We start from the raw sequence: 26,171 nt of genomic DNA, 5'->3' as shown, positions 1-26,171 counted from the left end.
GGGTCGTTCGAAAGAGAAATATGGCAATCGACAGCATCGAAACGTCCGCGCCGGCGGATGGCGCGGTACCGGTTAAGCGACTGTCCTTCAGGGCTCTTTTCATCAGCGCGATGGTGCTTCTGCTCGCGGGCGTGGTCGGTGGCGGCTGGGCGATGAGTCGCTGGCTTGCAGCCGATCCCCAGACCGAAACCGTGGTCGGCGAGACGCCGTCGGCCGGCGGCCAGCTCGCGGTGGTGGGACAGACGGCCGCCGACCCGTCGACCGGGAAGGCCGCGCTGGTTGTCGCGCCAATCGACAATCCCGATGCGCTGGGCGCGCGGGTTGCCGAGCTCGAACAGCGCCTTTCGCGGATCACTCTTCAGGCCGAGTCGGCCTCGGGCAACGCCTCGCGCGCCGAGGGTCTGCTGGTCGCTTTCGCGGTGCGTCGCGCGCTCGATCGCGGCTTGTCGCTTGGCTATCTCGAGGCGCAGCTTCGGCTCCGTTTCGGGGATGATCAGCCGAATGCGGTGAAAACGATCATCGAAACCTCTCGTGAGCCCGTCACGCTCGAACAGTTGCGCGCCGAACTCGATGCGATTGCGCCCGAACTGGTCGGGCGGAAGGGCGACAATGGCAGCCTGTGGACGGGACTTCGCCGCGAGCTCGGCGAACTGTTCGTTGTTCGGCCTGCGGGTACACAATCGCCGCGTGCCACCGAACGGCTCGACCGCGCACGCCGCTACCTTGCCGGAGGGATGGCCGACAAGGCGATTGCGGAGGTGCAGGCGATGCCCGGCGCCGCCGCGGCGGGCGAATGGCTGATCGAAGCGCGCCGGTATCATGAGGCGCGTCGCGCGCTTGACCTCATTGAGACCGCGGCGATATTGGAGCCGCGCGACGGAACCGCCGTCGCGATGGCCCGCCCGCCGGCCGTCACGACCCCCTAGCGACTCCTTTCAGGGGTCGCGCTTGAAGAAAGCCGACCCATGGCCCTCGCCGATCCGCAGCGTATCGAAGCCCTCGACCCGTTCGACCCCCTTCAGCTCGCCGACCAGCTCAGCGAAGAAGAGCGGATGATCCAGAGCGCGGCGCGCGCCTATGCCGAAGGCGAGTTGCTGCCGCGCGTCACATCGGCGTTTCTCGAAGAACGCTTCGACCGCGAGATCATGCGCGAGATGGGCCAGCTTGGCCTCCTTGGCGCGACAATTGACCCCGAATATGGCGGCGCGGGCCTGAATTATGTCAGCTATGGCCTCATCGCGCGCGAGGTCGAACGGATCGATTCGGGTTACCGTTCGGCCTGCTCGGTGCAGAGCTCGCTCGTGATCCATCCGATCAACGCTTACGGCAGTGAGGAGCAGAAGCGGAAATATCTTCCTGGCCTGACGTCGGGCGAGCTGGTCGGCTGTTTCGGCCTGACCGAACCCGACGCGGGCAGCGATCCCGGCGGCATGCGTACGCGCGCGGAGAAGATCGCCGGCGGCTATCGGCTGAAGGGCGCGAAGATGTGGATCACCAATTCGCCGATCGCCGATGTGTTCGTTGTGTGGGCGAAATCCGACGCGCACGACGGCGCGATCCGCGGCTTTGTGCTCGAAAAGGGCATGAAGGGGCTTTCGGCGCCCAAGATAGAGGGCAAGGTCAGCCTGCGCGCTTCGATCACCGGTGAAATCGTGATGGATGGGGTCGAGGTGGGTGAGGATGCCCTGCTACCCCATGTGTCGGGGCTGAAGGGGCCGTTCGGCTGCCTCAACCGCGCGCGTTACGGCATCGGGTGGGGCGCGATGGGCGCGGCGGAATTCTGCTATGAAGCGGCGCGCAATTATACGCTGGAGCGCAAGCAGTTCGGCCGGCCGTTGGCGGCGAACCAGATCGTCCAACTCAAACTGGCCAACATGCTCACCGAAATCGCGCTGGGCCTGCAAACGGCCCTGCGCGTCGGGCGGCTGATCGACGAGGGAAGGCTGATCCCCGATGCGATCAGCCTGCTCAAGCGCAACAATTGCGGCAAAGCGCTCGATATCGCGCGCGTCGCGCGCGATATGCACGGCGGCAACGGGATTTCCGCCGATTATCACGTCATCCGCCATGCCGTGAACCTGGAAACCGTGAACACCTATGAGGGCACGCACGACGTCCATGCCTTGATTCTGGGCCGCGCCATCACGGGCCTGTCTGCCTTTGCCTGATCCGGCGCCGAAACCGCTGGCTGGCCTGCGCGTCGTCGAACTCGCGCGCGTGCTGGCGGGGCCATGGTGCGGGCAATTGCTCGCCGACCTCGGCGCGGACGTGGTGAAGGTCGAGCGGCCGGGCGCAGGCGACGACACGCGCGCGTGGGGACCGCCCTTCGTGACCGACGCAGACGGGACGAATCTGGGCGCCGCTTATTATCACAGTTGCAATCGGGGCAAGCGGAGCGTCGCCGTCGATATCGCGACGACGGCAGGGCAGGCGGAGGTCCGCGCGTTGATAGGCGGAGCCGACGTCGTCATCGAAAATTACAAGGTCGGCGGGCTTGCCAAATATGGCCTCGATCCGGCGACATTGCGCGCCGCCTTTCCGCGGCTGATCGTCTGCTCGATCACCGGCTTCGGCCAGACGGGTCCCTATGCGCACCGGGCGGGGTATGATTTCATCGTTCAGGCGATGAGCGGATTCATGTCGCTGACCGGCGAACCCGACGGACCGCCGCAAAAGGCCGGGATTGCTTACGCCGACATCTTCACCGGAATGTACGCGACAGTCGGCATTCTTGCCGCATTACGACGTCGTGACGTCACGGGCGTGGGCGCTCATGTCGATATGGCGCTGCTCGATTCGCAGGTCGCTGTGCTTGCCAACCAGGCCGCCAACTATCTCGCGAGCGGAGTGTCGCCGCGGCGCATGGGCAACGGTCACGCCAATGTGGTGCCGTATCAGGCCTTCGCCACCGCCGACGGCCAGCTTGTCGTCGCGGTCGGGAATGACGGCCAGTATCGCAAGCTTTGTATGATATTGGGCGAACCTCAGTGGGCCGACGATCCGCGCTTTGCGAACAATGCCGCGCGGCTGGCGAACCGGGCCGAGCTGATCCCGCTGCTTGCGGCGAAGATCGCAGGCTGGGACGCGCAGCCGCTATCGCTTGCGCTGGAGGCCGAGGGCGTTCCGGCGGGGCCGATCAATGACCTGGCGGGCGTTTTCGCTGACCCGCAGGTGATCGCGCGCGGGATGCGCTTCCGCCCGGAAGGGGCCGAGATCGACGGCGTCGCGAGTCCGATCGTCATCGACGGCGAGCGAATGGTCGCGCCGACCGGTGCCCCGCCGCTGGCTTCATAGAAAAAGGGGCGCCATTGCGGGCGCCCCTCTCCCCCCTTTTTTCTTCCAACTGCCGATCAGAACTTGACCGTGCCGGTGACGAAGACCTGACGCGGGTTGCCGTAGAAGGCAGTGACCACGCCTTCCTGTCCCAGGCTTGGCGTCACGTTGTCGGCTTGCGTCAGAATGGGCGCACCCGTCGTCGGGTTCACCGACACGAACTGGTAGCCCGAGGTCTTGTACTGCTTGTCCAATATGTTCTTGGCATGAAGGCCGATCGAAAAGCCGTCGTCGCTCGACGACCAGACGAGGTTCGCGTCCCACAGCGCATAGCCCTTCTGGTCGAGGAAGGGGCTGGGGGTTTCGAACTGCGTGGTCTTGCTGCGATAGGAAAGCGTGGTCGATGCGTTGATCGAGCCCGAGAATCCGGGGAACTGCCCCGAAAGCGTGCTCGATGCCGTCCATTTGGGCGTGTTCTGAATGCGCCGGAAATCGGCGACGTCCACGCCCAGATTGTTGATGAACTTCAGATATTTGCCGTCGATATAGCCAAGCGTCCCCGCCAGATTGATCGACGATCCGTCGCCCGCGAAATCGCGCGCCAGCGTGGCGGAGCTCTCAACCTCAACGCCCTGCAGCCGGGCCTTCGAGGCGTTGGTGGTGATCCCGGCGAAGGTTTCGAACACGCCGTCGCCATTGTTGTCGACACCGACCGAACCGGGAATCTGCACGTCCTTGTAGTCGGCGCGGAAGCCGGTCACCGCAAGGCGCAGGCGGCCATCAGCCAGCGATCCCTTGTATCCAACTTCATAGCTGTCGACCGTTTCGGGGTCGAAGGTCAGGAAGTCGAAAATCTCCTGATAGCTGCGTACGCCGTCGCGATTGGTATCCGGCGCGCCCGTCGAGTTGCCGCGCGGATCGAACCCGCCGCCCTTGAAGCCGCTCGAATAGGAGGCGTAGATCAGATGATCGTCGGTCGGCTTGAACGAAATCGAGGCGCGCGGCGTGAACTTGGTGAATTTGCGCGACCCCCTGAAATCGGAATCGGTGACCAGCGCGATCGGAGCGTTGCCGCCAAGCTGGGGATCGGGGCCCAGGATTCGGCGCTGCTTCAGGATGCGCGCGTTGCGCACGTCCGACGTGTAACGTCCGCCGAGCGAAATCGAAAGCTGATCGGTGATGTCATAGGTGAAATCGCCGAACGCCGACCATGTGTCGGTCTTGACCGTGCCGCCGGTGTAGGACGAGAATTGCGGGAAGCCGAGCAGGTTTCCGGTGGTGTACAGCAGCACGTCGAAATTGGTGATCGCCGAGGCGTTCAGATAGTAGAAGCCGACCAGACCGTTCAGCCTGTCGCTTTGATACAGGATCTGGAATTCCTGGCTGAGCTGCTCATTCTTGTAGATTCCGGGAACGTCGACATCGACAGCGGGAAGCGCGTCGAAATCGATCGGGCCAAAGCTCGTGTCCTTGCGCCAGGCGCTGATGCTGCGCAGCGTGATATTGTCCGACAGATCGGCGGAGACGTTCATCGCGAGGCCGTAAGCTTCGATGTCCTGCTTCGGCGTGACGAGGCCGCCACGGGTGTCATAGACGTCGTCGAGTACAGGGGTTCCGGTTTGCAGGCTGCGGATCAGGCGGTGGCCGCCGCGCGGCTGCGACTTGTCCCTGGTGTAGTCGCCGGAAATACGGATCAGGACGGGTTCTCCATAACCGCCGAATTCGACGGTGCCTCGCCCGGCCCAGACGTCCTTGTTGTAATTGTCGAGCCCGGTGGTCAGATTCTTGCCGAACCCGCCGCGCGACAGCCGCGCCACCGATCCGCCGACACGAAGGAGGTCGCCGACCGGCGCACTGGCGGTGATCACGCCTTCGGCCTGATCATAGGTGCCGTAGGTCGCGCGCAGTTTCAGCGAAAAGTCCTGCGGCAGCGTCCTGGTGACATATTTGACCGCGCCGCCGATGGTGTTGCGACCGTAAAGCGTACCTTGCGGGCCGCGCAAGATCTCGATTCGCTCGACATCATAGATATCGAGCACCGCGGCCTGCGGGCGGTTGAGGTACACATCGTCCAGATAGATGCCGACGCCGGCTTCGAATCCGCCGACCGGGTCCTGCTGTCCGACGCCACGGATGAAGGCGGTCAGCGTGGAGTTGGTCGCGCGCGAATTCTCCAGCGTGACGTTGGGCGTCGTATCGGAAATGGCGGTGATGTCCGACGCGCCCGACTGTTCGAGCGCCGCACCCGAATAGGCGGTGACGGCAATCGGCACATCCAGCAGCGATTCCTCGCGGCGGCGCGCGGTGACGATGATTTCGCCGTCGCTGCTGTCGGTACTCGCACCTTCGTCCTGCGCAAAGGCTGGCGGTGCGAAGGCAAGCAGGCTGAGCGCGCTGGAGGCGCAGATAACGGAATGAAGGCGGCGGGCGAACGGACGCATCAAGTCTCTCCCTTGTCGGGGCGGCCCTTTGCCACCCCTTGTTGATTTTTTGGGCCTGGTCTTGCCAAGCCCTGCCATATCCAATACTGAAACATGAACCAAGTTTCAACTTGGAAGTTGAGTTCGTCGTTTTTTGCTTGCCACTGATACCGAAAAGCCACGATGGAGGCGGCGCGCGACGGATTGGGGAGATGGAAAAGGCCAATGGATCAGCCGCGATCAGCGACCGGGACATCGGATGCGGAAAGCGCGACCGGGGACGGTGGAGGCGATGTCCGCGACAAGACGCCGCGCACCGAACGCGGACGGCGGACTTTGCGCAAGCTGCTCGACGCGGCAGCGATCGAATTTGGCGAGCGTGGCTTTCACGAGGCGTCGATCAGCGCGATCACGCGCCGCGCCGGGACGGCGCTCGGCAGCTTCTATACCTACTTCGATTCGAAGGATGAAATCTTTCAGGCGCTTGTTCGCTACATGAGCGAGCAACTGCGCGATCATGTCACGCCGCTGGTGCAGGCGGCGCCCGACGAGATTGCCGCGGAGCGGATCGGGCTCGAATCCTATCTGGACTTCGTGCGCGAGCACAAGGAGATCTATCGCATCATCGATGAAGCCGAATTCGTCGATTATGCCAGCTATCGCCGCCACTATGAAACGACCGTTGCGCGCGTGCGGCAGCGGCTCGAAGGTGGTGCCGCACGCGGCGAAATCCGCCCTGACGTCGGCGAGATCCACGCCTGGGCGATCGGCGGGATGAACGTCTTTCTGGGCATGCGCTATGGCTTGTGGGACGAAGAGTCCGACATTGCCGAGATCGCGCGCATTGCGAACGATATGCTGGCGAACGGGTTGAAGAAGCGCGACTGAATCGATCGATCGGGCTGTCGACCGCTCCGGTCCGCCGACCGTTCAGGCCGACAGGGGCGCTACGCTCTCGCGATCAGGAAGATCGCATGCTCGGCCCGCCACGCGGCGGCGGCGTCACTCGTCGGCTTGTCGCCCGACAGATACCAGGCATCTTCGACCCTGATGCCCTTTTCCTCAACGAGCGTGCGAAAATCGCTGACGGTCACGTGATGAATATTGGGCGTTTCGTACCAGGCCACCGGGAGCAGCCGCGTCACGGGCATGCGGCCGCTCCACAGCAGCGCCAGGCGGACGCGCCAGTGCGCAAAATTGGGGAAGCTTACGAAAGCGCGCGGTGCGATCCGCAACAGCTCGTCCACCACGCGGTCGGGGCGTTCGGTGGTCTGGAGCGTCTGCGACAGGATCGCATAGTCGAAGGCGTCGGGTGGATAGTCGGCGAGGTCGTGATTCGCGTCGCCCTGCACGACCGACAGGCCCTGCGCCATCGCCGCCTCGATCGCGATGCCGTCGATCTCCAGCCCGCGGGCGTCGATCTGCTTCTGGGCGCGCAATTCTGCCATCAGCGCGCCGTCGCCGCAGCCGATATCGAGCGCGCGCACGCCGGCGGGAATCGCGTCGGCGATGATCCGCAGATCGGGGCGCAGCGGAGTCACCAGCCGCCTCCGAGTGCACCTGCCATGATGCGATCCAGCGCGGGCACGTCGAGGAGGAAGGAATCATGGCCGAACGGCGCCGACAGCTCGACAAAACTCGCCGCAGCGCCGACCGCGTGGAGCGCCTGGACGATCCGGCGCGATTCGGCCGTCGGATAGAGCCAGTCGGTATCAAAGCTCACCAGCGTGAAGCGGACATTTTTTGCCTTTGCGAACGCTCCGGCAAGTCGTCCGTCGTGCGGTTCGGCCAGGTCGAAATAATCCATCGCGCGGGTGATATAGAGATAGGCGTTCGCGTCGAAGCGATCGGTGAAGGCAAGCCCCTGATGCCGCAGATAGGATTCGATCTGGAAATCGGCATCGAAACCGAAGCTCTTGTTGTCGCGCGCCTGCAGGCGGCGGCCGAATTTTTCGGTCAGCCCTTCTTCCGAAAGATAGGTGATGTGCGCCGCCATCCGTGCCACCGCGAGCCCCTTGGTCGGCGCACGCGCGCTGGCGTAATATTGCCCGTCCTGCCAGTCGGGGTCGGCCATGATGGCTTGCCGCCCGACTTCGTGGAAAGCGATATTCTGCGCCGAATGGCGCGCGGCGCTGGCGATGACGACGGCCGAGGCGAGCCGCTCGGGATAAGCCGCGGCCCATGCAAGCGTCTGCATCCCGCCCATCGACCCGCCGACGACGGCATGAAGTCGCGCTATGCCGAGACGGTCGAGCAGCATCGCCTGCGCCCGCACCATGTCGGCGATGGTGATGACGGGAAAATTCATGCCAAACGGTGCGCCGGTCGCGGTATCGGGGCTGGCCGGGCCGCTGGTCCCCATGCAACTGCCCAGCACATTGGCGCAGAGAACAAAAAAGCGGTCGGTGTCGATCGGCTTGCCGGGCCCGACCATGCGCGCCCACCAGCCGGGCTTGCCTGTCGCGGGATGGTTGCTTGCGACATATTGGTCGCCGGTCAGTGCGTGGCAGATCAGCACCGCGTTCGATTTGTCGGCGTTCAGCGTGCCATGGCTTTGGTACGCGATCGTCACCGACGGCAGGACCTGTCCGCTGTCCAGCGGCAGCGGCGTCCCAATCGTCACGCTCTGGTGCTGGATCTCGTGGAGCAGGCTGGCCATCCTGCGCGGGGCTAAGCGCGTGGGCGGGGCCTGTCAACGTGCCGGACTAGATGCTGGACTTGGCGCGCGCAGCCGCTTAACGGCGCGACATGACCGACAGCAGCGCAACCCTCGCCCCGAAGCCGTGGATCAGCGGCATTGCTCCCTATGTTCCCGGCAAGTCGGCGGGCGCCGACGGTCGCCCCATGGCAAAACTCAGCGCGAATGAAAATCCGCTCGGCACTGGCGACAAGGCCCGGGCGGCATTCCTGGCAGCGGCGGGCGACCTGTCGCGCTATCCCGACCCCGGCGCCGCGGCGCTGCGCGAGGCGATCGCGGCGAAGTTCGGGCTCGATCCGGCGCGCGTCATATACGGCACCGGCTCGGACGAGCTGCTGCATCTTGCGGCCAGCGCCTACGCCGGGCCGGGCGACGAGATCCTGTATGTCCGCTATGGTTTCATGGTATACGAGATCGCCGCGCGGCGTGTCGGGGCGACGCCGGTCGAGGCACCGGACAAGGATTATGCAACCGATGTCGATGCGTTGCTGGCCGCAGTGACCGACAAGACGCGCGTCGTCTATCTGGCCAACCCCAACAACCCCACGGGCACGCTGTCGACGCGCGAAGAGGTTGCGCGGCTGCACGCCGGGCTTCCGGCGGATGTGCTGCTCGTCCTCGACCAGGCCTATGCCGAATACCTCGATGATCGCGAGGATGATGGCGGCCTCCAGCTGGCGGAAAATGCGGCGAACGTGCTGGTCACGCGCACCTTTTCGAAAATTCATGGGCTGGCCGCCGAACGTATCGGCTGGGGCTATGCGAACGCCGACGTCATTTCGACGCTGCACAGGATCCGCGCGCCGTTCAATGTGACGCGATGCGGGCAGGCCGCAGCGATCGCGGCGCTAGACGACGATGAATTCGTGGCGCAGAGCCGCGAGCATAATGCCGTCTGGCGTGCCTGGCTGACGGCTGAGATCGAAAGCCTTGGCAACCATGGCCTGCGGGTTGTGCCCTCTTCGACCAATTTCCTCCTCGTGCTTTTCGAAGGCGCGGTGAGCGCCGAGACGGTGAACCGGAGGCTGATGGAGGCGGGCTATATTGTCCGCTGGCTTCCCGGGCAGGGGCTGCCGCATGCGCTTCGCCTGACGATTGGCACCGAAGATGAAACGCGCGGGCTTGCGGCGGCACTGCGTACGGCGCTCGCCGGCTGATGGCGATCGGGAAGGTCGCGATCGTCGGGCTGGGGCTGATTGGCTCGTCGATCGCGCGCGCGGTCCAGGAGCGTCTGCCATTCGCGTCGGTGTCGGGACATGATGCCAGCGCCGCGGTTCGCGATCAGGCGCGCGAGCTTGGGTTATGCGACGGGATCGCGGACGATCCGGCTGTCGCGGTCGCCGACGCCGATCTGGTGATCCTGGCCGTTCCGGTGGGGCGCATGGCGGAAGCCGCGGCGGCGATGGCCCCCGGACTGAAGGTCGATGCGATCATCTCGGACGTCGGTTCGTCGAAAGCAGGCGTCGCCGACGCGCTGGCCAAGGCGCTGCCCCACCATATCGTGATTCCCGCGCATCCGGTTGCGGGGACCGAGAACAGCGGGCCGGCCGCCGGCTTTTCTACCCTGTTCGAGGGGCGCTGGTGTATTCTCACGCCGGGCGTGGATGCCCCCGTGGACGCCGTGGCGGCGCTGAGCGGATTTTGGGAGGCGCTGGGCGCAAAGGTCGAGACGATGGATGCCGGGCATCATGACATGGTGCTAGCGGTGACCAGCCACCTGCCGCACCTTATCGCCTATACGATCGTCGGTACCGCCAGCGAGCTGGAGGAAGTCACCGAGAGCGAGGTCATCAAATATTCGGCAGGCGGTTTCCGCGACTTTACCCGCATCGCGGCGAGCGATCCGGTGATGTGGCGCGACGTGTTTCTCGCCAACAGGGACGCCGTGCTTGCCACGCTGCAACGCTTCAACGAGGATCTGACCGTTCTGCAACAGGCGATCCGGCGCGGCGATGCCGACAAGCTGGAGGACTGGTTCACACGGACCCGTGCAATCCGCCGTTCGATCATTGCCGAGGGTCAGGACGATCCGGCACCCGATTTCGGCCGGCGGCACTAGGGTCAGGATCTTTAGTCGCCGATCGCGGACTCGGCGGGCCTGGCGGCCAGCAACGCTTCGGGCGGATTCAGCGCGTTGATCGCGGCGCGCACGCGCTCTTCCGCTTCTTCGCGGGGCAGCCCCGCAGGAATCGTCTCGCCGATCTTGTAGGTGATCGTTCCCGGCCACTTGACCCAGCGCCGCGGCGGGTAGACGAGGCCGCTGTTCACCGCGACGGGGATCACCGGGACGCCGAGCAGGCGATAGACACCCGCGAAGCCGGAACGCAGCGGCGGCGCCAGCCCATGTGGCACGCGCGTACCCTCGGCAAACAGCACGAGCGGTCGGCCGCTTGCGAGTGCGGCCTTCGCAGCGCCCAGCATCGCCCGCATCGCCTTGCTGCCGCCGTCGCGATCGACCGGAACAAGGCCGTAAAAGCGCGCCGCCTGCCCCCACACGGGAATCGAGAACAGCTCTTCCTTCGCAAAAACGGCGGGATGCCTGAACAGCATCGGCTGTTCGATCGTCTCGAAAGCGCCTTCATGCTTGAACACGTACAGCACGGGGATATCGGGCATGTCGCCCTCGACGACCACTTTTTGCCCCAGCACGAAGCGGCAGATCAGCCGATGGAACTGCGCCCATATGCGGACAAAGAAGATCGTGCCGTGATGTGAAATCGGCAGCGAGATCACGGCACCGATCGAACTGATACTGCTCATGATCACGAACAGGATCCAGAACAGGATCGAGCGGACGAGGGCGATCGCGTAGCGCATGGCGATCAGAGACCCAGAATGCCGCCGGCAAGGCCCGCGAGATATTTGTGATATTCGCGGAACAGCGTTGCGAAATTGGGCTGGCTGCGGACCGCGTCGGGCACGATCGTCACCTTGTCGCCGACGGCGCGACCGATTTCGTACTGGGCGCGGCGCATGTGCCAGTCCGTGGTGATCAGCCGGACGCTCTTGTAGTTGCGCCGCGCAACCCACGTTGCGACCTCGGTCGCGTTCGAGCGCGTGTCTTCGGCTTCGAACCCCAATGCCACGCAGCAGTCGAATAGCTTTTGCGGCCGCTTGTACTCGGCGGCGAGTTCCTTCGGCTTGACCTCGCGCGCCACGCCGCTGATCAACAGGCGCTTGGCATCGCCCGCCTCAAGCCGTTCGAGCCCGCGATCGATGCGCCCCGGCCCGCCTGTCAGCACGACGATCGCCTCGGTCTTCTGCGCTGGCGCAGGTTGCGGCAGCAGCAGGGCGAACCAGGCAAAGCCCAGGACCCAGGCAAGGAAGAGGAGAGAAATCAGGCGCTTGATCATAGTATCTTCTGAAGCGCGGCGAGCAGCGTCTGCCGCGCCGTAAGAGCTGCAAGCGCGATAGCCAATAGCGGCAACGCCAGCAAGAGCGCCCAGCCGGCAGGGCCAAGCGAAGCCGTTTCCGCGAGGCCGGACGTGACCCCCGACCATTGCCAGCCGATGAGCAGCAGGATCAGGGCGGCAACCACGCTGCCGAGGGCGATGCCGTACGCCGTGTCGATCGCGATGCGGCGCTGGAACAGGCGCGTGATCTGTTGGTCGGTCGCGCCGATCATATGCAGCATCTCGATCGTTGTATAATGCGTGCCGAGGGCGGCGCGGGCGGTCATGATCACCACGGCGGCGCTCGCCAGCGTCATCAGGATCACAAGTGCCCCGGCGACCCAGGCAAGCGAACGGATGAGCCGCGCGACGGGGCCAAGCCACTCGGCGTGGGGAATGATCCGCGCACCCGGCGCCTCGCGGGCGACGAGCGCGCGTAGTTGCGTCATGTGACCGGCGCGATCTTCCCCGACGAAGTCGATATCGACGAGAGCCGGGAGCGGGAGCGAATTGAGGACGGGATCGTCGCCCTCGGCGCTGCCGAACCACTGGTCGAGCGTGGCGCGAAGTTCGGCCTGTTCGACGGCGCGCGCCGTGCGGACGAACGGCTGTGCCGCCGCCGTGCGGCGCAGGGCGATGGCCTGTTCAGCACGGGTGACGGGATTGGCGGTGACGATCTGCACCGTGACTCGGCCGGCGATCGCGTCGCCGATCGCGTTGGCGGACCGTGCCAGCCCGATACCCGCCGCGGCGGAGAGCAGCGTCAGCAGCATCAGGATTGCGATCACCCAAGGCGTCGGCCCCGAAAGCCGGCGATCGGGAAGCAGGCGGCGATGCTGGGCGGGAACGCGGGGAATGATCATGAGCGGTTCGGTGGATAGCGAAGCGCGCCGGTCGGGTCCGACAGACGGCCCTTCTCGAGCCGCATCATCTGCGCATTTTCGATGCGGCTGATCAGGTGGATATCGTGGGTCGCGACGACAACGGTGGTGCCGAGACGATTGAGCGCTTCGAACAGCCCCAGCAAGCGCATCGCCATGTCGGGATCGACGTTACCCGTCGGTTCGTCGGCAACGAGCAATTGTGGCCGCGCGATGACCGCACGCGCGATGGCCACGCGCTGTTGTTCGCCGCCCGACAGCGTGGGCGGAAAGGCGTGCGCACGCTCGTCGAGCCCGATCCAGCTCAGCATTTCGCCCACGGGGCCTGCCAGATCCTCTTCGCTCACCCCGGCGATACGCAGCGGCAGCGCGATATTGTCGCGCGCCGACAGATGCGGAATCAGGCGGAAGTCCTGGAAGACGACGCCGATGCGGCGGCGAAATCCGGGCAGGCGGTGACGCGGCATGCTGACGAGATCCTCGCCGAACAGCCGGACGATGCCACGGCTCGGACGCTGCGCCAGATAGAGCATCTTGAGCAGCGACGTCTTTCCCGCGCCCGAGGGGCCGGTGAGGAAATAAAAGCTGCCGGGCTGCAGATTGAAGCTGATGTCGCTCAACACCTCCGCGTCCGGACCGTATCGCAGCCCGACACCATTGAATTCGACCATCGCACCGCCCGGGCGCGAAGGCGAAGTCATGACGCCAGCGGGGCGCGGCATCGCGCCCTTGCGGAACCGCACAAGAGGGGAGCCCGAGCGCTCATGCGCCTGCCTGTTACACGCCTGTCCACCGAGGTAAAGCGCGAACCGCAACGCGGCGCTTGCCACGCGCGAATCGGCGTGTTTAGAGGGACGTCATGATCCTAGCCTGTCCGTCCTGCCATACCCGCTATGTCGTGCCCGATACGGCGATAGGACCGACAGGGCGAACCGTGCGCTGCGCGAGCTGCCGTCATAGCTGGTTCCAGGAGCCGTCGCCGACCGTGGTGACCGTCCCGCCGCCGCCCGCGCCAGAACCTGCGCCTGCATCGGTTGCCGAGGAGAGCGTCCTTCCGGTTGTACCGCCTGCGCCCGAACCTGTCGCCGAAGCGGCCGCTCCGCCGCCGCCTCAGGCTTTTGCGGCGCCCGAGCCGCAGATTGTCCAGCCGCCCGCCGAAGAGACTCCCCTGCCGTTCCGCCGTCCGCGGCGCAACCCGGCGAAGCGCTGGACGTGGATCGCGGCGAGCGCGGCGGCGCTGATGCTGGCTTCGACGGCTGCACTATACTGGTTCGGTCTGCCGAGCTGGGCGCAGAGTCTCGGGATTCCGGGCATAGCCGATGAGCCCGACCTCGTGATCGAGCTGCCACCGAACCAGGATCACCGCGAACTCGCCGACGGCACGATCTATTTTGCGGCCTCGGGGGTGATCATCAACCCGACCGACCGCGAGCAGCGGGTTCCGCCCATTCTGGCCGAGCTTCGCGATGCGCAGGGTACGATCGTCTATAGCTGGACGATCAAGCCGCCGGTGCGGATGCTGCCGCCCAATGAAAAGGTCAATTTCAGCGAGGCGAAGCTCGATATTCCGCGCCGCGCGACGCAACTGACCGTCAGCTGGGCGCTGCCCAAAGGCTGAATCGCCGCCGCCGGTGTGACGTCACGCAGTCACAGGCTGAGCGCGGCGGCAAGCGAGAGAAGAAAGCTTGTCAGCGTTGCGACGATGATCGGCGCGAAGCTTCGCCATCCCTGATCGAGCAGCAGGTGGAGCCGCGCCTTCATCGCTGTGGCGACGATAGCGAGCAGTAGCAGCGCCTGCGCGCCGGTGGCGGCCGCCCCTTGCACCTGTTGCGGGATCGCGATGAGCGAATTGACGGCCGCAACGGCGAGAAAGCCGAGAATGAACCAGGGCAGGCGCAGCGGAATGCGCGGCCTGTCGGTGCCGCCAGCGGTTTCTCCCCCGCGCCCGCGCCCGAGCCAGAGCGCGACGAGCATCAGCATCGGCGCCAGCAACGCGACGCGCGTCAGCTTGACGATGGTCGCGACTTCACCTGCATGGGGTGAGAAGGAAAAGCCGCCACCAATCGCCTGTGCGACGTCATGAATCGACGCCCCGATCAGGAAACCCGCCTGGCTCTCGGAAAGGCCGAGCTGCGCTGCCAGCACGGGGTAGAGCGTCATCGCCAGCGCGCTCGCCACGGTGATGCCGACGAGAGTGAGCGTGAACCGCGCCTGATCCACCCGCTTGTCCCCGATCAGCGAATAGAGCGCGAGGGCTGCCGACGCGCCGCAGATCGCGGTCGCGCCGCCTGCAAGCAGCGCGGCATGTTTGTCCTGCCGGAACAGCCGGGCACTTGCCACGGTCACGATGATCACCGCGAGCATGATGAGGACCAGCAGCGCGAAGGGCAGCGGGCCGAGTTCCGCGAGTTGTCCAGCCGTGATTCGTGCCCCGACGAGCACGATGCCGAACCGCAGCGCGGTCTGCGACATCAGGTCGAGCCCTGCGTGAGTGCGCCGGTCCTGCGACAGGAAGGACAGGGCGAGCCCGATCAGCAAACCCATCAGCACGATCGGTGCGGCATAATGATCGGCTAGCCACGCCGCGGCGAGCGCGGCGATGCCCGTGACGAATGCCCCGGGCAGATAATCGCGCCACCTCCGCTTTTCGGGCGGCTGCGCTTCAAGCTGCATCTCGCCATAGAGGTCGGCGGCCATCGGCCAGCTATGTTCGGACGCCCGCATACGCTCTCCCCGCGCTGAAGCCCGCTTCGCATATCCGGAAGCCGTGGTCGATAGGCCATTGCTGGCGCGCGACGCTCTTGCTAGAGGCCGCGCTCTATCAGCACCCGTAGCTCAGCTGGATAGAGCGCTGCCCTCCGAAGGCAGAGGCCAGGGGTTCGAATCCCTTCGGGTGCGCCATAGACAAGCAATTCACTGATAATCCTATATTTTGGCGAGGTTCCGGGATTCGGATCGCGGGCTTTCCGGCGCCGCTGGCGCTGGGTGCTTTGTTTGTATTCAAATTGGACGGACCTCCAAAAAAATCCCGTCGCGTCCTCCGCCGGTGTCGGTCTAAGGGATCGACGGGGAGATTCTTTCATGACCGCAGTGCGCGCCACGTTCCTGATGCTTGGCCTCGGCATTCTTGCCGGGGTTGCTGTGCCGTCGGCGCAGGCGTCGGATTCCGACATCTTTGCGAGCTGCGACGGGTTGGGCAAGCCGGGAAAATCGCCTGGAGGGCTGAGCGGGCCGGCCAATGCGGCGCGATTCAGCGAGTTTTCGGTGGCGACGAACGGTGTCGTTTCGGCCTGCGATGCGGCGTTGGCACACCCGAAGCTCCTGCCTTCGCAAGGGCTTCGGCGGGCGCACCTGTTGCGGGCGCGGGCTCTGGCTTATGTGCGCGGCGGCAAGCTGGACGAGGCACTGAAGGATATCGACGCGGCCGGTGTGGCGGCCGGCCCGAGTGCGACTGACCCGCTTTATGCGCGGAGTTTCGCGGTATCACTCGACCTGGTGCGGGCGCTTGTCTACGACCGGATGGGCAAAACCGACGAGGCGCTGCGTCTCGCGCGCCGGAGCGCTGCGGCTCGGCCCTTTGCGGTGGAGGTGCAGCGGGTCGCGGCACACCTTCTGCTGACGCATCGCCAGCAGGATGAGGAGGCGACCGCAACAATCCGGTCGGCCAATCGTCTCGATCCCGATTTCATTCTCTACCAGACATCCTTTCTCGCCCTGCTGGGCGATTTCAAGGCAATGACCCAGCTCGAAATTCCCACCCCAGCGCTGGTGGAGAGCGAGGATGACAAGAAGGACCCTTCCCGTGCTGCGCTGGCGAACCTGAACGCGGCGCGCGAACAGCTTCGCAGCCGGTTGACTATTGCCTATGCTCGCGCGGCGACAGGGGATGGCGAGGGTGCCAGGCGCAGCCTGGCCGAAACCAGATCGCGCTACGAGACGCTGGCCTCTTCTGCCTCCGCGACGCTTGGCGAGGAGGCGCGCAAGCGCCTGCTGAAAGGCGATAGCGACCTGATTGCGGCCTATGATATCCGGATCAACGCGCGCATCGCGCTGGCGGAGGGCCGCCGACAGGACGCCGAAGCGCAGATCAACGACAAGAGTTTGCCGCTCGATTCCATATCGACCGATCTCTTCGTCGCGATGCGCGACAAGCCGACGTCTCCAGATGCTTCACGACCCTTTGTCGCGCCGCCCTCGGCATCCGATATTCCAGATGAGCAGGCAGCGGGCGTACGCAAGCAATTGTTCGACAAGATGCTCTGGCTTGCCGTCGTCGAGCCTGAGACCGCCAAAACCAACTCGGTGTACAAGCGTTCGCGACCGAATATCCTTGGCGCGCTGGTTGGGGCCGCGGTTACGATGGGGGTCTCGCTTCTTCAGGGCGTCGACAATACCGATGGATTCAGTGCGAATCAGAATGGCGACGGCAGCGTTCGCGTTTCGCTGACCGGAGCGACGCCTGCGCCGGCCGTGGTGCGCGAGATGGTGTTGCTGCGGGCCGCGGAACTGGCGCTTGAAAACAAGAAGCCGGCGTTCGAGATCGTCGGGCGCGAGGATTATGCGCGTTTCCAGACGACCAGTCGCCAGGGATTCGAGATCAGCCGCATACCAGCTGGCTACAAGAGCGATATCGTGATCCGCTTTGTCGAGGCGGATGCGGCCAATGCCCGGACGCTCGATGCCCGGATGCTCGTTGAATCGCTGGGGCCATATTATTATCGGGACGACAGGAAATAGCGGTAGGATCGCTGCGTCCGCGGCGGCGCTGATGCGCTGGCGACCGTTGCCCGGAAACCTGCGCGGATGGCCGACCTGACAGGAAGCTGACGGGGTCTGACGAGCAGATGTCAGCAGAACGAGTCCAAGAAGGCGCCGAGAGCGGGGTACGGCCCGCTTGTCGGAGGAACGGCTCGTCGCATGGCTCATGGTATTCGCATAGCGCTGCTGGTGTGGGCAGGCTTCTGCACGGGCACGGCGGCGGTCGGTCAGGATGCGTCTGCGGTTGGCGGTCCGGTCTATGACAAGGACTTCTTCGACCGGACCCAGCCTTCGAACGCCTATGAAATGGTGGCGCTGCTGCCGGGGTTTGCGCTTGTAGAGGGCGATGCCGACGTGCGCGGCTATTCGGGCGCGGCGGGCAATGTCCTGATCGACGGCCAGCGTCCGGCCGGAAAGACCGACACGCTCGAGGCCATATTGAAACGCCTGCCTGCGGCCCGGGTGGAGCGGATCGAGCTGATCCGCGCCGGGTCGGCCGGCTATGACATGCAGGGTTATGCGCTGCTCGCCAACGTTGTGCTGGTCAAGGCCGGCGCAATCAATGGCCGGATCGAGGCCGAACAGGCGCTCTACCGGCATGGCCGCCGAGCGCCGCGCTTTTCGGTGCAGGCGAGCCATGGCCATGACCACGTGATCGACGTGTTCGGGACCGTGTACCGCGAGATCGACGATGAGCATGGCTTCGGTATCCGCAATCGGTTTGCCCCGGACGGAGCGCCGGTGCGGCTGGTGGACTATGCGCAGCCAGAGGGCGCCGACGTCGTGCAGGCGACGCTCGCCTACCGGCAGCCCGTTCTTGGCGGGACGCTGCGACTGAACGGGCTGGTGCAGGACAAGCGGAAATTCGCCGATATCGCCTATGCCATCTATTTCCCGGCGAGCGAGGCGATCACCGGCAGCGAGCGCGAGCACGCACGGACCTATGAAGGCGGGCTGCGCTATGAGCGGGCGCTGGGCGCGGCCACGGATCTGGACGTGGTAGGAAGCTATCGGTCGGTCGCGACGGTCGGCATCGATCGCGAGAAGGAGGCGTCGGGCAGCAGCATCTCGGACGAGCGTTCGCACGCCAGCGAGGCCATCGTGCGCGCGGCCCTGCGTCATCATCGCGGCGGCACGACGATCGAGGTTGGCGCCGAAGGGGCGCTCAACACGCTCGACAGCCGAAATGCGCTCACCGAGGACGGCCTGCCGGTCATCCTCCCGCAAGCCGATGTCCGGGTGTCGGAGCGCCGCGCCGAACTGTTTGCGACGGGCAGCCATCCGCTCGGTCCCCATGTGACCGCCGAAATCGGCGTGCGTTATGAAATGTCGCGCCTGTCGCAGACGGGCGATATCGACCTCGTCAAGACGCTCGCTTTCTGGAAGCCGCGCGCTCGATTGAGCTGGACGCCGACCGCGAATCAGACGCTGCGCCTGTTGTTCGAGCGCGAGGTCGGGCAACTTGATTTCGGTGACTTCGTCGGCGCTGCCTCGCTCACCAACGGAACGGTCAGTGCGGGGAATGCCGACCTGGAACCGGACAGCCTCTGGCGTCTTGAATTTGCCTATGAACGGCGGTTCGGCGCGGGCTCGTTCACCGCCTCGGTCCGGCGCGAATGGATATCGGACCTTGTCGACCAGCTTCCCCTGATTGCGGATGGGGTCGTCTATGATGCGGTCGGCAACATCGGCGACGCGCGTCGCGACGTCGTCGAGGCATCGCTGAAATGGCCGCTCGATGGTCTCGGCGCGAAGGGTGTCGTTGTGACCGCCGACCTGCTGGCGCGGCGCAGTCGGGCCACCGATCCGTCAACCGGCGAGCGCCGCCGCATCTCGGGGGACATGCCGGTCGAGGCCCGGATCTCGCTGACCCACGATATTCCGGTGTGGAAGATGCGCTGGGGCGGAAGCTATGCCTTTGCCCGCACCGAGACGAGCTTCAAGGTCGAGGAGGTCGAGGATGACAGTCTGGGCGGACGGCTCGATCTGTTCGCCGAATATCATCCGGACACGCGCTGGACGATCCGTCTGTTCGGCAAGAATCTGACCGACAGCCCTGCGACGCGGACACGCGACATTTATGCCGGCGTTCGCGGCGATAGCGGCTTGCGCTATCGCGAACTGCGGGTTTTGCGCAGCGGCCGCTATGTTGGGTTGACCGTCCAGCGCAGTTTCGGCGGATAGGCCGCGGGCTCAGCCTCGCGGGGCGGCGAGCCGCGCGAATTCGGTCCAACCGCAGGCAGTCGCCGCAACCGAATTTCCGCATCCCGGAATCGGAAGGTAGCGCCGGAACAGCGAGTCGCCGGCGCCCAGCGGTTCGAGCGCGCGGAGTTGGTCCATCGTCTGCGAACGATAAAAGGCGCGGACATAGCGGTCGCCTTTGCTATTGCTGACAAGCTCGAAACCCAGCGCGCTGCCGGGTGGGACCTCGTCCGCCGGATAGCTTGGCACCTGCCAATGCAGATCGAAGAATCCTCCGAGGTCGGCGACATTCGTGTCGTGGCCCGCGAGCAAGGTCAGGCGGGCCGCGCTTTTCCCACCAAGCGCGGAGACGATTTCGCTGACGATAGGCGCAGCGGCGGCGGCGGCAATATAGCCCGGACGGTTCGCGTAGCGGAATTTCAGCGGATGGAACTGCAGGAGCTGTTCGATCTCCGCGCGGCTGACGCGGCCCCATCCGACCTCGGCCATCGGTTTGCCTTCGAGATATTCGAGGAGCAGCGTCTGGCTGGCGGTCGACCCGACGTCGAGTGGGCCTTCGAGATCGGGGCGGTCGTGCGGCTGGGCGACCAGCCGGCTCGGCTGGGCGATGAGAGGGCACGTCGGCAGCGCGCAGTTCAATACTCTTGCCAGCAGCGTCAGTTCGCCGCGATGGCGTTCGGTTTCGGCGGCGAGGCCGCCTTCGGGCGCCTGAGCGAGCGCTGCGTTGAAGGCGCGTTTGCCGTCGAACGAGACCGGACCGCCGTCGAGCCCATGAAAGATCGCATCGTCGTCGGCACCCGCCGGGTGGGTGACGTCGGCCGCGCAGCCGGGCATGAAACCAGCCGCCCAGCTTTGCGCCGTGTTGATCGTACGTTCCTTGTAGCTAGCCTTCAGGACGACCGTGCCGGGCGCCGGGCAGCCGCTGGCGAACAGGCCGCGCGCGCCGAAATAGGCGCGATCGCTTTCGCCGAGAAGCTTGACGCCCGCCGCGCCGCGCGGAGTGAGCAGCCCGAAGTCGACCGGCCAGTCGGGCCACCGCTCGGTCGAATAGCCTGGCGGAACCACCGCAGCCTTCGTCGGCGGACGGATGCCGTGGCGCATCAGCATCACGACCTTTTCCAGCTTCAGCGATTCTTCGGGCGCCGGGGTCGATGCGTCGGTGCCGGGCCCGGGCGCGGCACAGGCCGCCAGCAGGGCGGTCGACAAAAGGAACATTCGCTTCACGGCGCTCTCCCGTTCGGAACAAATTTATCGACATTACATAAATCAGAAAATATATTTCATCAATGCGGTTCTCCGAAGAAATATTCCCGCTGCGATGTCAGCATAATGTCAGCGCCGCTGTGGCAGGATCGCCAGCATGAAAAAGACCCTGATCCTGCTGGCCGCCATGGCCGCCATCGCCACCCCCGCCCTTTCGCTTGCGAAGGATGACAAGGCCGACCAGCTTGCCGCCAGCGCGGCTCTGGCGCGGGGAGAAATTCTGCCGATTGCGCGCGTCCTCGCGATCGCAACCGAGCGCGTTCCCGGTGACGTTCTGAAGGTCAAGCTGGAACGCGAATCCTTCGGGTTCAAATATGAGGTGAAAATCCTGACCGCCGGCGGCAGGGTGCGCGAGGTCGAAATCGACGCCAAGACCGGCCGGGTGATCAAGATCGAGGATGATTGATGCGCGCATTGGTGGTCGAGGATGATCCGGTCGTTGCTGCCGAGCTCGTTCGCGGGATGACGGCGGCGGGCTTCGTCGTCGACCTTGCCGGAGACGGACAGCAGGCCTGGTTCAGCGGCGATGTCGAGGACTATGACGTCGCGATCGTCGACCTCGGCCTGCCGCGGCTCGATGGCCTGTCGGTCGTCAAGCGTTGGCGCGATGCGGGGCGCAGCTTTCCCGTCCTGATTCTGTCGGCCCGCGGCGAATGGACCGACAAGGTCGCCGGAATCGAGGCCGGTGCCGACGACTATATGGCCAAGCCCTGGGCGATGGAGGAACTGGTGGCGCGTGTTCGCGGCCTGATCCGGCGGGCGGCGGGGCGGTCGAGCCCGACGCTCGAAGCAGGGCCACTGCGGATCGACACGCATCGCATGACAGCGACGCTCGACGGCGCGTTCGTCAAGCTGTCGCCCCTCGAATACCGGCTCCTCGATTATCTCGCACATCATGCCGGTCGAGCGGTGCCGGCGACCGAATTGTCAGACCACCTCTATGGCGACGCCGATGCCGAGAACGCCAATGCGATCGAGGCGTTGATCGCGCGGCTGCGTCGCAAGCTGGGCGCTGATACGATCACGACCCGGCGCGGCTTCGGCTATCTTTTGCCAGTGGCCGCCGCATGAAGAGCGGATCGCTCCGGCTTCGGCTGATCGCGGGAGCCGGGGTTGCGATCGCGTTGGCGCTGATCGTCGCCTGGTTCGCGATGACCTGGCTGTTCAATGGACATGTCGAGCGGCGCGTTGAGGACGAACTTCTGGTCCAGGTTCGGCCGCTGCTTGCCGACCTTCGCCTGTCGGGGGGTATGCCGGTTGCCGGGTCCGAACCCGCCGACCCGCGCTTCGCGGTTCCCGCCGGCGGGCTTTATTGGCAGGCCTCGACCGCCAAGGGGACGATCCGATCGATTTCGCTGTGGGACAGCCGCCTGCCGCGTACAGCGACGGCGCCGGCCGATGCCTGGCATATCCGCCGCACGGCTGGTCCTTTCGGACAGCGGCTGTTGTTGATGGAGAGGGCGATCCGTCTTCAGCCGCAGGAGCCCGCGGTTATCGTCCAGTTGGGCTATGACCTTGCCAAGCTCGCACCCGCGCAACGCGAATTCGGGCGCGAAATGGTGCTGTTCCTGACGCTCCTCTGGATCGTCCTCGCGCTCGCGGCCTGGGCGCAGGTCGGTCTCGGGCTGCGTCCCCTGCGCGGTGTCGGGCAGGAGGTCGAGCGACTCCGCCGCGACGCTTCGGCCCGTCTTGGCGGCACTTATCCCCGCGAGCTGGCGCCGCTGACTGAATCGATAAACGCGCTCGCCGATGCGCGTGAGGCCGATCTGATGCGGGCAAGGCGCCGCGCCGCCGATCTGGCCCACGGACTCAAGACGCCCCTCGCCGCGCTGGCTGTTCAGAGCGCGCGCGCGCGCGAAAGCGGGGCGGTGCCGATTGCCGACGGTCTCGACTCGTCGATTGCGGCAGTGCGCGCCGCTATCGACGGCGAACTGGCGCGGACGCGGATCAGCCTTGTCCACGAAGGACGAAGCACGCTGGCGTTGCCGCTGATCGAACGCCTCGTCGCGGTCATCGAACAGACCGAGGCTGGCGAGCGCGTCGCTTTTTCGCTGGCCTGCGATGAAGACACCACGCTGCCGCTCGCCAGCGACGATGCCGCCGAGCTGCTTGGTCCCCTGCTTGAAAACGCCGCGCGGCATGCTCGCCGCCTCGTGCGCGTTTCGGTGGAGACCGTGGGTGGCGTGCGCATCCTGCTCGTCGGCGACGATGGCCCGGGGCTCGATACGGCGCAACGCGACGAAGCGATTCTGCGCGGTGCCCGCCTTGATTCGGCGAACGAAGGCCATGGACTTGGTCTGGCGATCGCCCGTGAACTCGCAGAAGCGACGCGCGGCGAGCTGGGGCTTGCGCGGTCGCCGCTCGGGGGACTCGAGGTCCGAGTGCACTGGACGCTATCCGACTGAACTTTCTGTCAGCTTCGTGTCAGAACGGGTGCCCCGCGCCCTGATAATTCGTGTCTTTCGCCATCGATGTGCAAGATATATTCTATTTCACTTGCAATATAGAATAATTATGTCATTATGCTGTCCGAACGAGCGCGACAGGGAGTCGTGCCGGGGAGGAGAGGCAATACAATGACACGGCGGTTCGCACGGGCGCTTTTGCTAACGACATGTCTGGCCGTCCCGGCGACGGGTGCCTGGGCGCAGGATGCATCGACCACGGCGGGGCAGGACGACACGATTGTCGTCAGCGGCCGCCGCGCCGCGGATCGCGCCGCCCTTGAAACGAAGCGCAACACCGATACGCAGGTCGATGAAGTGCGCGCCGATGACGTCGGGCGCCTGCCCGACCAGAATGTCGCCGAAACGCTGCGGCGCCTGCCGGGTCTCAGTGTCGCCAATGATCAGGGCGAAGGCCGCTACCTGACGGTTCGCGGGGTGTCGCCGGACCTGCTCAACGTTACCCTCAACGGTCAGACCGCGGCCGCTCCCGAACCCGATTCGCGCCAGGTGAAACTCGACGATATCCCTTCGGCGCTGATCGGCGCGGTGACGGTGTCGAAAACCCTGACCCCCGACATGGATGCCAATGCGATCGCGGGCGCCGCCAACATCGAAACGGTGTCGGCCTTCGACCGACCGGGGACGTTTGGCAGCCTGCGCGCCGCCTATGGCAAGTACGACCTGAACGGCAAGCATCCCTATGAGTTCGATGCGTCGATCGGATCGCGCTTTGGTCCCGACCGGCAATTCGGGGTCGTGTTGGCACTCAACTATTCGAACCGCGAGTTCGAGGCGCAGAACGTCCAGTCGGGCGGCAAATGGGAGGAGGTGAACGGCGAATTCGTGCCGCTGCGCCAGACGCTCCGCGACTATCACACCCGCCGTCAGCGCTATGGCGCGGTCGCCAATTTCGACTGGCGCCCGACCGATGATGCGAAGGTTTTCGCGCGCTTCCTCTATTCCAAATATAAGGACAAGGAATCGCGCCCCGGATTCCAGGTCGACCTGGACGACGAGGAAATCACGAACCAGACCGCGACCAGCGGCGATTTCGCCGCCGCCAAGGCAAAGCGCGCCCTGCGCTCGCGCGAAGAAGATTCCGACACCTTCACCTCGTCGTTTGGCGGCGAATTCGATCTCGGGCCGAGCTGGCTGCGTGTCGAGGGTAGCTATACCCAGGCTAACAAGCGTGACCCGCATCGCGACGAAATCATCTTTGCCGCAAAGAATATTACCGGGTCCTATGATCTGTCGGGGTCGATCCCGGTGTATCAGTCGAGCGCGGCGGCGTTCGATGCGACCAAGTATAAATTCGACGAAACAAGTTATGAACATCGCCGCGCGCGCGAGGATCTCTATCAGGCGCGCACCGATTTCCGCACGCCGATCGCCATCGGCGACGACAGCTCGATCCAGGTCGGTGCCAAATACACGCGGCGGCGCAAGACGAATGACGCCGAATCGGTGATCTATGGCGACTATGATGACGATTTCACGCTCGATCAGGTTGCAGGTGCCCCGATCGATAGCATCTTCAAGGGCCGCTACCCGCTCGGCGCGACGATCAGCCGTCCGGCGGCCGACGGCTTCTTCCAGTCCAATCTGACCGGGTTCGAACTGGACGAGGAGGGGACGGTCGGCGACAGCCTGGCGGCCGACTATCTGATCCGCGAAAAGATCTTCGCTGCCTATGCGATGGCGACGTTGAAGTTCGGGGAGTTCACTGCGATCCCCGGGGTACGCATGGAAAAGACGAAGAGCAATTATGCGGCCAAGGACATTCTCGACACCACGACTATCGCCGATCTCGACAAGGCGTACGACAGCTTTGGGTCGCAAAGCTATTCGGACTGGTTCCCCGGCCTGAACCTGCGCTGGAACGCGACACCGTCACTTGTTCTGCGCGCTGCGGTGACGCGCGCGATAGGCCGGCCCAACTATGAACAACTTGCGCCGACGACGGTCGTGAACACGGCGGACAACGAAGTCACGAGGGGTAACCCCGATCTGAAACCGCTCACCTCGACCAACTATGACATTGCTGGCGAATTCTACATCGGTCGCAAGGGTATCGTCAGCATTGCCGGCTTCTACAAGACGATCGAAAATCCGATCTACTCGGCGACGATCGATCAGAGCGGCACGTTCGCGGGGCAGGCGCTGGTCGATGCGCAGGTGACGATGCCGGTCAACGCCAACAGTGCGTTCGTCAAGGGCATCGAAATCAACGCACAAACCGAACTGAGCTTCCTGCCGTCGCCGCTTGACGGCTTCAGCGTCGGCGGCAGCATCACGTTCGTGAAATCGCGGGCGAAGGGCATTCCGGGTCGCGGTGACGAGCGGTTGCCGCTGGCAAGCCAGTCGAACCGCGTGGCGTCGGCCTTCCTTTCCTATGAAAAGGGCGGCCTCTCGGCACGGATCGCCTACACCTACCGTTCGGCCTATCTGCTTGAGCCGGGCGAAGATACCGATACCGACCTCTATGTTGGCGCTTTCAATCAGTGGGACGCGCGCATCGGGTACGACATCGTGAAAAATGTGACGATCTTCCTCGAAGGATCGAACCTCAACGATGAACCCTATCGTGTCTTCCAGGGCATTTCGTCGCGGACCGACGAGGTCGAACGTTACGGCTATTCGGTCAAGACGGGGGTCCAGTTCAAATTCTGATCCCCTGCGGGTCGCACTGGAGCAGGGGCCGGGGAAACTCGGCCCCTTTCTTTTTGGCGGCTGTCGATGGTTGCGGTGCTGTCGGCTCAGGAGCGGAAATCCGCCAATGCCTTGTTCCAAAGTTCAGGAAAGTTCAGCCCCGTTCATCCGCGATTTGGCCTGATTTG

The 26,171-nt window shown here is 64.8% G+C and carries 22 protein-coding genes and 1 tRNA gene; 14 read left to right on the top strand and 9 right to left on the bottom strand.

Annotation, left to right across the window (positions count from 1 at the left end; genetic code table 11):
* Positions 1–20: 20 nt before the first annotated feature.
* Genes JNM03_RS07105 through JNM03_RS07095 form a run of 3 tightly spaced genes read left to right on the top strand, consistent with a single transcriptional unit; the run spans position 21 to position 3,294 of the window.
* Positions 21–926 (top strand): mitofilin family membrane protein, encoded by a 906-nt coding sequence (locus tag JNM03_RS07105; RefSeq protein ID WP_294035623.1) that lies wholly within the window; start codon positions 21–23, stop codon positions 924–926.
* A 39-nt stretch (positions 927–965) separates the two neighbouring features.
* Positions 966–2,168: an acyl-CoA dehydrogenase gene (locus JNM03_RS07100; RefSeq protein ID WP_294035622.1), complete on the top strand. Its 1,203-nt coding sequence runs from the start codon at positions 966–968 to the stop codon at positions 2,166–2,168.
* Positions 2,161–3,294, top strand: a complete 1,134-nt coding sequence (locus JNM03_RS07095; RefSeq protein ID WP_294035621.1) for a CaiB/BaiF CoA-transferase family protein — start codon at positions 2,161–2,163, stop codon at positions 3,292–3,294. Before JNM03_RS07100 ends, JNM03_RS07095 begins: the two co-directional genes overlap by 8 nt.
* A gap of 56 nt (positions 3,295–3,350) precedes the next feature.
* Here JNM03_RS07095 and JNM03_RS07090 read toward each other — a convergent pair whose 3' ends face one another.
* Positions 3,351–5,714, bottom strand: coding sequence for a TonB-dependent receptor (locus JNM03_RS07090; protein WP_294035620.1), 2,364 nt, complete (start codon positions 5,712–5,714; stop codon positions 3,351–3,353).
* Between the two features lie 204 nt (positions 5,715–5,918).
* Between JNM03_RS07090 and JNM03_RS07085 the strand changes: the two genes are divergently transcribed.
* Positions 5,919–6,581, top strand: coding sequence for a TetR/AcrR family transcriptional regulator (locus tag JNM03_RS07085; protein WP_294035619.1), 663 nt, complete (start codon positions 5,919–5,921; stop codon positions 6,579–6,581).
* Between the two features lie 59 nt (positions 6,582–6,640).
* Here the strand turns inward: JNM03_RS07085 and metW are convergent, their stop codons facing one another.
* Complete coding sequence (gene metW, locus JNM03_RS07080; RefSeq protein ID WP_294035659.1) at positions 6,641–7,237, bottom strand: methionine biosynthesis protein MetW; 597 nt, start codon at positions 7,235–7,237, stop codon at positions 6,641–6,643.
* Positions 7,231–8,352 carry a homoserine O-acetyltransferase gene (locus JNM03_RS07075; RefSeq protein ID WP_294035618.1) on the bottom strand — a complete coding sequence of 374 codons (1,122 nt, stop codon included), beginning with the start codon at positions 8,350–8,352 and terminating at the stop codon, positions 7,231–7,233. Before JNM03_RS07075 ends, metW begins: the two co-directional genes overlap by 7 nt.
* An 89-nt stretch (positions 8,353–8,441) precedes the next feature.
* Here JNM03_RS07075 and hisC point away from each other — a divergent pair, with 89 nt between their 5' ends.
* Both hisC and JNM03_RS07065 read left to right on the top strand, forming a co-directional pair.
* A complete protein-coding gene (gene hisC, locus JNM03_RS07070; RefSeq protein WP_294035617.1) occupies positions 8,442–9,548 on the top strand; it encodes a histidinol-phosphate transaminase in 1,107 nt (368 codons plus the stop codon).
* The gene (locus JNM03_RS07065; RefSeq protein WP_294035657.1) at positions 9,545–10,450 is read left to right on the top strand and encodes a prephenate/arogenate dehydrogenase family protein; all 906 of its coding nucleotides are present in this window, start codon (positions 9,545–9,547) and stop codon (positions 10,448–10,450) included. Before hisC ends, JNM03_RS07065 begins: the two co-directional genes overlap by 4 nt.
* A gap of 11 nt (positions 10,451–10,461) precedes the next feature.
* On the opposite strand, the gene JNM03_RS07060 is transcribed toward JNM03_RS07065, so the two are convergent.
* From JNM03_RS07060 to ftsE, 4 genes are read right to left on the bottom strand one after another with little or no spacing between them, the layout of a single operon-like run.
* Positions 10,462–11,208: a 1-acyl-sn-glycerol-3-phosphate acyltransferase gene (locus tag JNM03_RS07060; RefSeq protein ID WP_294035616.1), complete on the bottom strand. Its 747-nt coding sequence runs from the start codon at positions 11,206–11,208 to the stop codon at positions 10,462–10,464.
* A 5-nt stretch (positions 11,209–11,213) separates the two neighbouring features.
* Positions 11,214–11,744, bottom strand: a complete 531-nt coding sequence (locus JNM03_RS07055) for a YdcF family protein (RefSeq protein ID WP_294035615.1) — start codon at positions 11,742–11,744, stop codon at positions 11,214–11,216.
* Positions 11,741–12,646 carry a cell division protein gene (locus JNM03_RS07050; RefSeq protein ID WP_294035614.1) on the bottom strand — a complete coding sequence of 302 codons (906 nt, stop codon included), beginning with the start codon at positions 12,644–12,646 and terminating at the stop codon, positions 11,741–11,743. Before JNM03_RS07050 ends, JNM03_RS07055 begins: the two co-directional genes overlap by 4 nt.
* Positions 12,643–13,365, bottom strand: coding sequence for a cell division ATP-binding protein FtsE (gene ftsE, locus JNM03_RS07045; protein ID WP_294035613.1), 723 nt, complete (start codon positions 13,363–13,365; stop codon positions 12,643–12,645). The genes JNM03_RS07050 and ftsE overlap by 4 nt, the downstream gene beginning before the upstream one ends.
* 158 nt (positions 13,366–13,523) lie before the next feature.
* Between ftsE and JNM03_RS07040 the strand changes: the two genes are divergently transcribed.
* Positions 13,524–14,282: a zinc-ribbon domain-containing protein gene (locus JNM03_RS07040; RefSeq protein WP_294035612.1), complete on the top strand. Its 759-nt coding sequence runs from the start codon at positions 13,524–13,526 to the stop codon at positions 14,280–14,282.
* A gap of 29 nt (positions 14,283–14,311) precedes the next feature.
* On the opposite strand, the gene JNM03_RS07035 is transcribed toward JNM03_RS07040, so the two are convergent.
* On the bottom strand, positions 14,312–15,388 hold the full coding sequence (locus JNM03_RS07035; protein WP_294035611.1) for a putative sulfate exporter family transporter: 1,077 nt from the start codon (positions 15,386–15,388) through the stop codon (positions 14,312–14,314).
* 100 nt (positions 15,389–15,488) lie between these two features.
* Here JNM03_RS07035 and JNM03_RS07030 point away from each other — a divergent pair.
* The 3 genes from JNM03_RS07030 to JNM03_RS07020 all read left to right on the top strand — a co-directional run bounded on the left by JNM03_RS07030 (position 15,489) and on the right by JNM03_RS07020 (position 19,606).
* A tRNA-Arg gene (locus tag JNM03_RS07030) sits at positions 15,489–15,565 on the top strand.
* A gap of 180 nt (positions 15,566–15,745) precedes the next feature.
* Positions 15,746–17,401, top strand: a complete 1,656-nt coding sequence (locus tag JNM03_RS07025) for a hypothetical protein (protein WP_294035610.1) — start codon at positions 15,746–15,748, stop codon at positions 17,399–17,401.
* A gap of 180 nt (positions 17,402–17,581) precedes the next feature.
* Positions 17,582–19,606, top strand: coding sequence for a TonB-dependent siderophore receptor (locus tag JNM03_RS07020; RefSeq protein ID WP_294035609.1), 2,025 nt, complete (start codon positions 17,582–17,584; stop codon positions 19,604–19,606).
* 9 nt (positions 19,607–19,615) lie between these two features.
* On the opposite strand, the gene JNM03_RS07015 is transcribed toward JNM03_RS07020, so the two are convergent.
* On the bottom strand, positions 19,616–20,839 hold the full coding sequence (locus tag JNM03_RS07015; protein WP_294035655.1) for a histidine-type phosphatase: 1,224 nt from the start codon (positions 20,837–20,839) through the stop codon (positions 19,616–19,618).
* A 145-nt stretch (positions 20,840–20,984) separates the two neighbouring features.
* Here JNM03_RS07015 and JNM03_RS07010 point away from each other — a divergent pair, with 145 nt between their 5' ends.
* The 4 genes from JNM03_RS07010 to JNM03_RS06995 all read left to right on the top strand — a co-directional run bounded on the left by JNM03_RS07010 (position 20,985) and on the right by JNM03_RS06995 (position 26,004).
* Positions 20,985–21,293: a PepSY domain-containing protein gene (locus tag JNM03_RS07010; RefSeq protein WP_294035608.1), complete on the top strand. Its 309-nt coding sequence runs from the start codon at positions 20,985–20,987 to the stop codon at positions 21,291–21,293.
* Positions 21,293–21,958, top strand: a complete 666-nt coding sequence (locus tag JNM03_RS07005; RefSeq protein WP_294035607.1) for a response regulator transcription factor — start codon at positions 21,293–21,295, stop codon at positions 21,956–21,958. Before JNM03_RS07010 ends, JNM03_RS07005 begins: the two co-directional genes overlap by 1 nt.
* On the top strand, positions 21,955–23,292 hold the full coding sequence (locus tag JNM03_RS07000; RefSeq protein WP_294035606.1) for a sensor histidine kinase: 1,338 nt from the start codon (positions 21,955–21,957) through the stop codon (positions 23,290–23,292). The genes JNM03_RS07005 and JNM03_RS07000 overlap by 4 nt, the downstream gene beginning before the upstream one ends.
* Positions 23,293–23,463: 171 nt before the next feature.
* Positions 23,464–26,004 carry a TonB-dependent receptor gene (locus tag JNM03_RS06995; protein WP_294035605.1) on the top strand — a complete coding sequence of 847 codons (2,541 nt, stop codon included), beginning with the start codon at positions 23,464–23,466 and terminating at the stop codon, positions 26,002–26,004.
* Positions 26,005–26,171 lie beyond the last annotated feature (167 nt).

The organism is Sphingopyxis sp. (genome assembly GCF_016793825.1).
Taxonomy (GTDB): Bacteria; Pseudomonadota; Alphaproteobacteria; order Sphingomonadales; family Sphingomonadaceae; genus Sphingopyxis.
This window is presented reverse-complemented; position numbering and strand designations above follow the sequence as displayed.

Coding starts and splice junctions, on each gene's coding strand:
- JNM03_RS07105 (WP_294035623.1), top strand. CDS start 21: ATGGCAATCGACAGCATCGAAACGTCCGCGCCGGCGGATGGCGCGGTA.
- JNM03_RS07100 (WP_294035622.1), top strand. CDS start 966: ATGGCCCTCGCCGATCCGCAGCGTATCGAAGCCCTCGACCCGTTCGAC.
- JNM03_RS07090 (WP_294035620.1), bottom strand. CDS start 5,714: ATGCGTCCGTTCGCCCGCCGCCTTCATTCCGTTATCTGCGCCTCCAGC.
- JNM03_RS07085 (WP_294035619.1), top strand. CDS start 5,919: ATGGATCAGCCGCGATCAGCGACCGGGACATCGGATGCGGAAAGCGCG.
- JNM03_RS07075 (WP_294035618.1), bottom strand. CDS start 8,352: ATGGCCAGCCTGCTCCACGAGATCCAGCACCAGAGCGTGACGATTGGG.
- hisC (WP_294035617.1), top strand. CDS start 8,442: ATGACCGACAGCAGCGCAACCCTCGCCCCGAAGCCGTGGATCAGCGGC.
- JNM03_RS07060 (WP_294035616.1), bottom strand. CDS start 11,208: ATGCGCTACGCGATCGCCCTCGTCCGCTCGATCCTGTTCTGGATCCTG.
- JNM03_RS07055 (WP_294035615.1), bottom strand. CDS start 11,744: ATGATCAAGCGCCTGATTTCTCTCCTCTTCCTTGCCTGGGTCCTGGGC.
- JNM03_RS07050 (WP_294035614.1), bottom strand. CDS start 12,646: ATGATCATTCCCCGCGTTCCCGCCCAGCATCGCCGCCTGCTTCCCGAT.
- ftsE (WP_294035613.1), bottom strand. CDS start 13,365: ATGACTTCGCCTTCGCGCCCGGGCGGTGCGATGGTCGAATTCAATGGT.
- JNM03_RS07040 (WP_294035612.1), top strand. CDS start 13,524: ATGATCCTAGCCTGTCCGTCCTGCCATACCCGCTATGTCGTGCCCGAT.
- JNM03_RS07035 (WP_294035611.1), bottom strand. CDS start 15,388: ATGCGGGCGTCCGAACATAGCTGGCCGATGGCCGCCGACCTCTATGGC.
- JNM03_RS07025 (WP_294035610.1), top strand. CDS start 15,746: ATGACCGCAGTGCGCGCCACGTTCCTGATGCTTGGCCTCGGCATTCTT.
- JNM03_RS07020 (WP_294035609.1), top strand. CDS start 17,582: ATGGCTCATGGTATTCGCATAGCGCTGCTGGTGTGGGCAGGCTTCTGC.
- JNM03_RS07015 (WP_294035655.1), bottom strand. CDS start 20,839: ATGTTCCTTTTGTCGACCGCCCTGCTGGCGGCCTGTGCCGCGCCCGGG.
- JNM03_RS07010 (WP_294035608.1), top strand. CDS start 20,985: ATGAAAAAGACCCTGATCCTGCTGGCCGCCATGGCCGCCATCGCCACC.
- JNM03_RS07005 (WP_294035607.1), top strand. CDS start 21,293: ATGCGCGCATTGGTGGTCGAGGATGATCCGGTCGTTGCTGCCGAGCTC.
- JNM03_RS07000 (WP_294035606.1), top strand. CDS start 21,955: ATGAAGAGCGGATCGCTCCGGCTTCGGCTGATCGCGGGAGCCGGGGTT.
- JNM03_RS06995 (WP_294035605.1), top strand. CDS start 23,464: ATGACACGGCGGTTCGCACGGGCGCTTTTGCTAACGACATGTCTGGCC.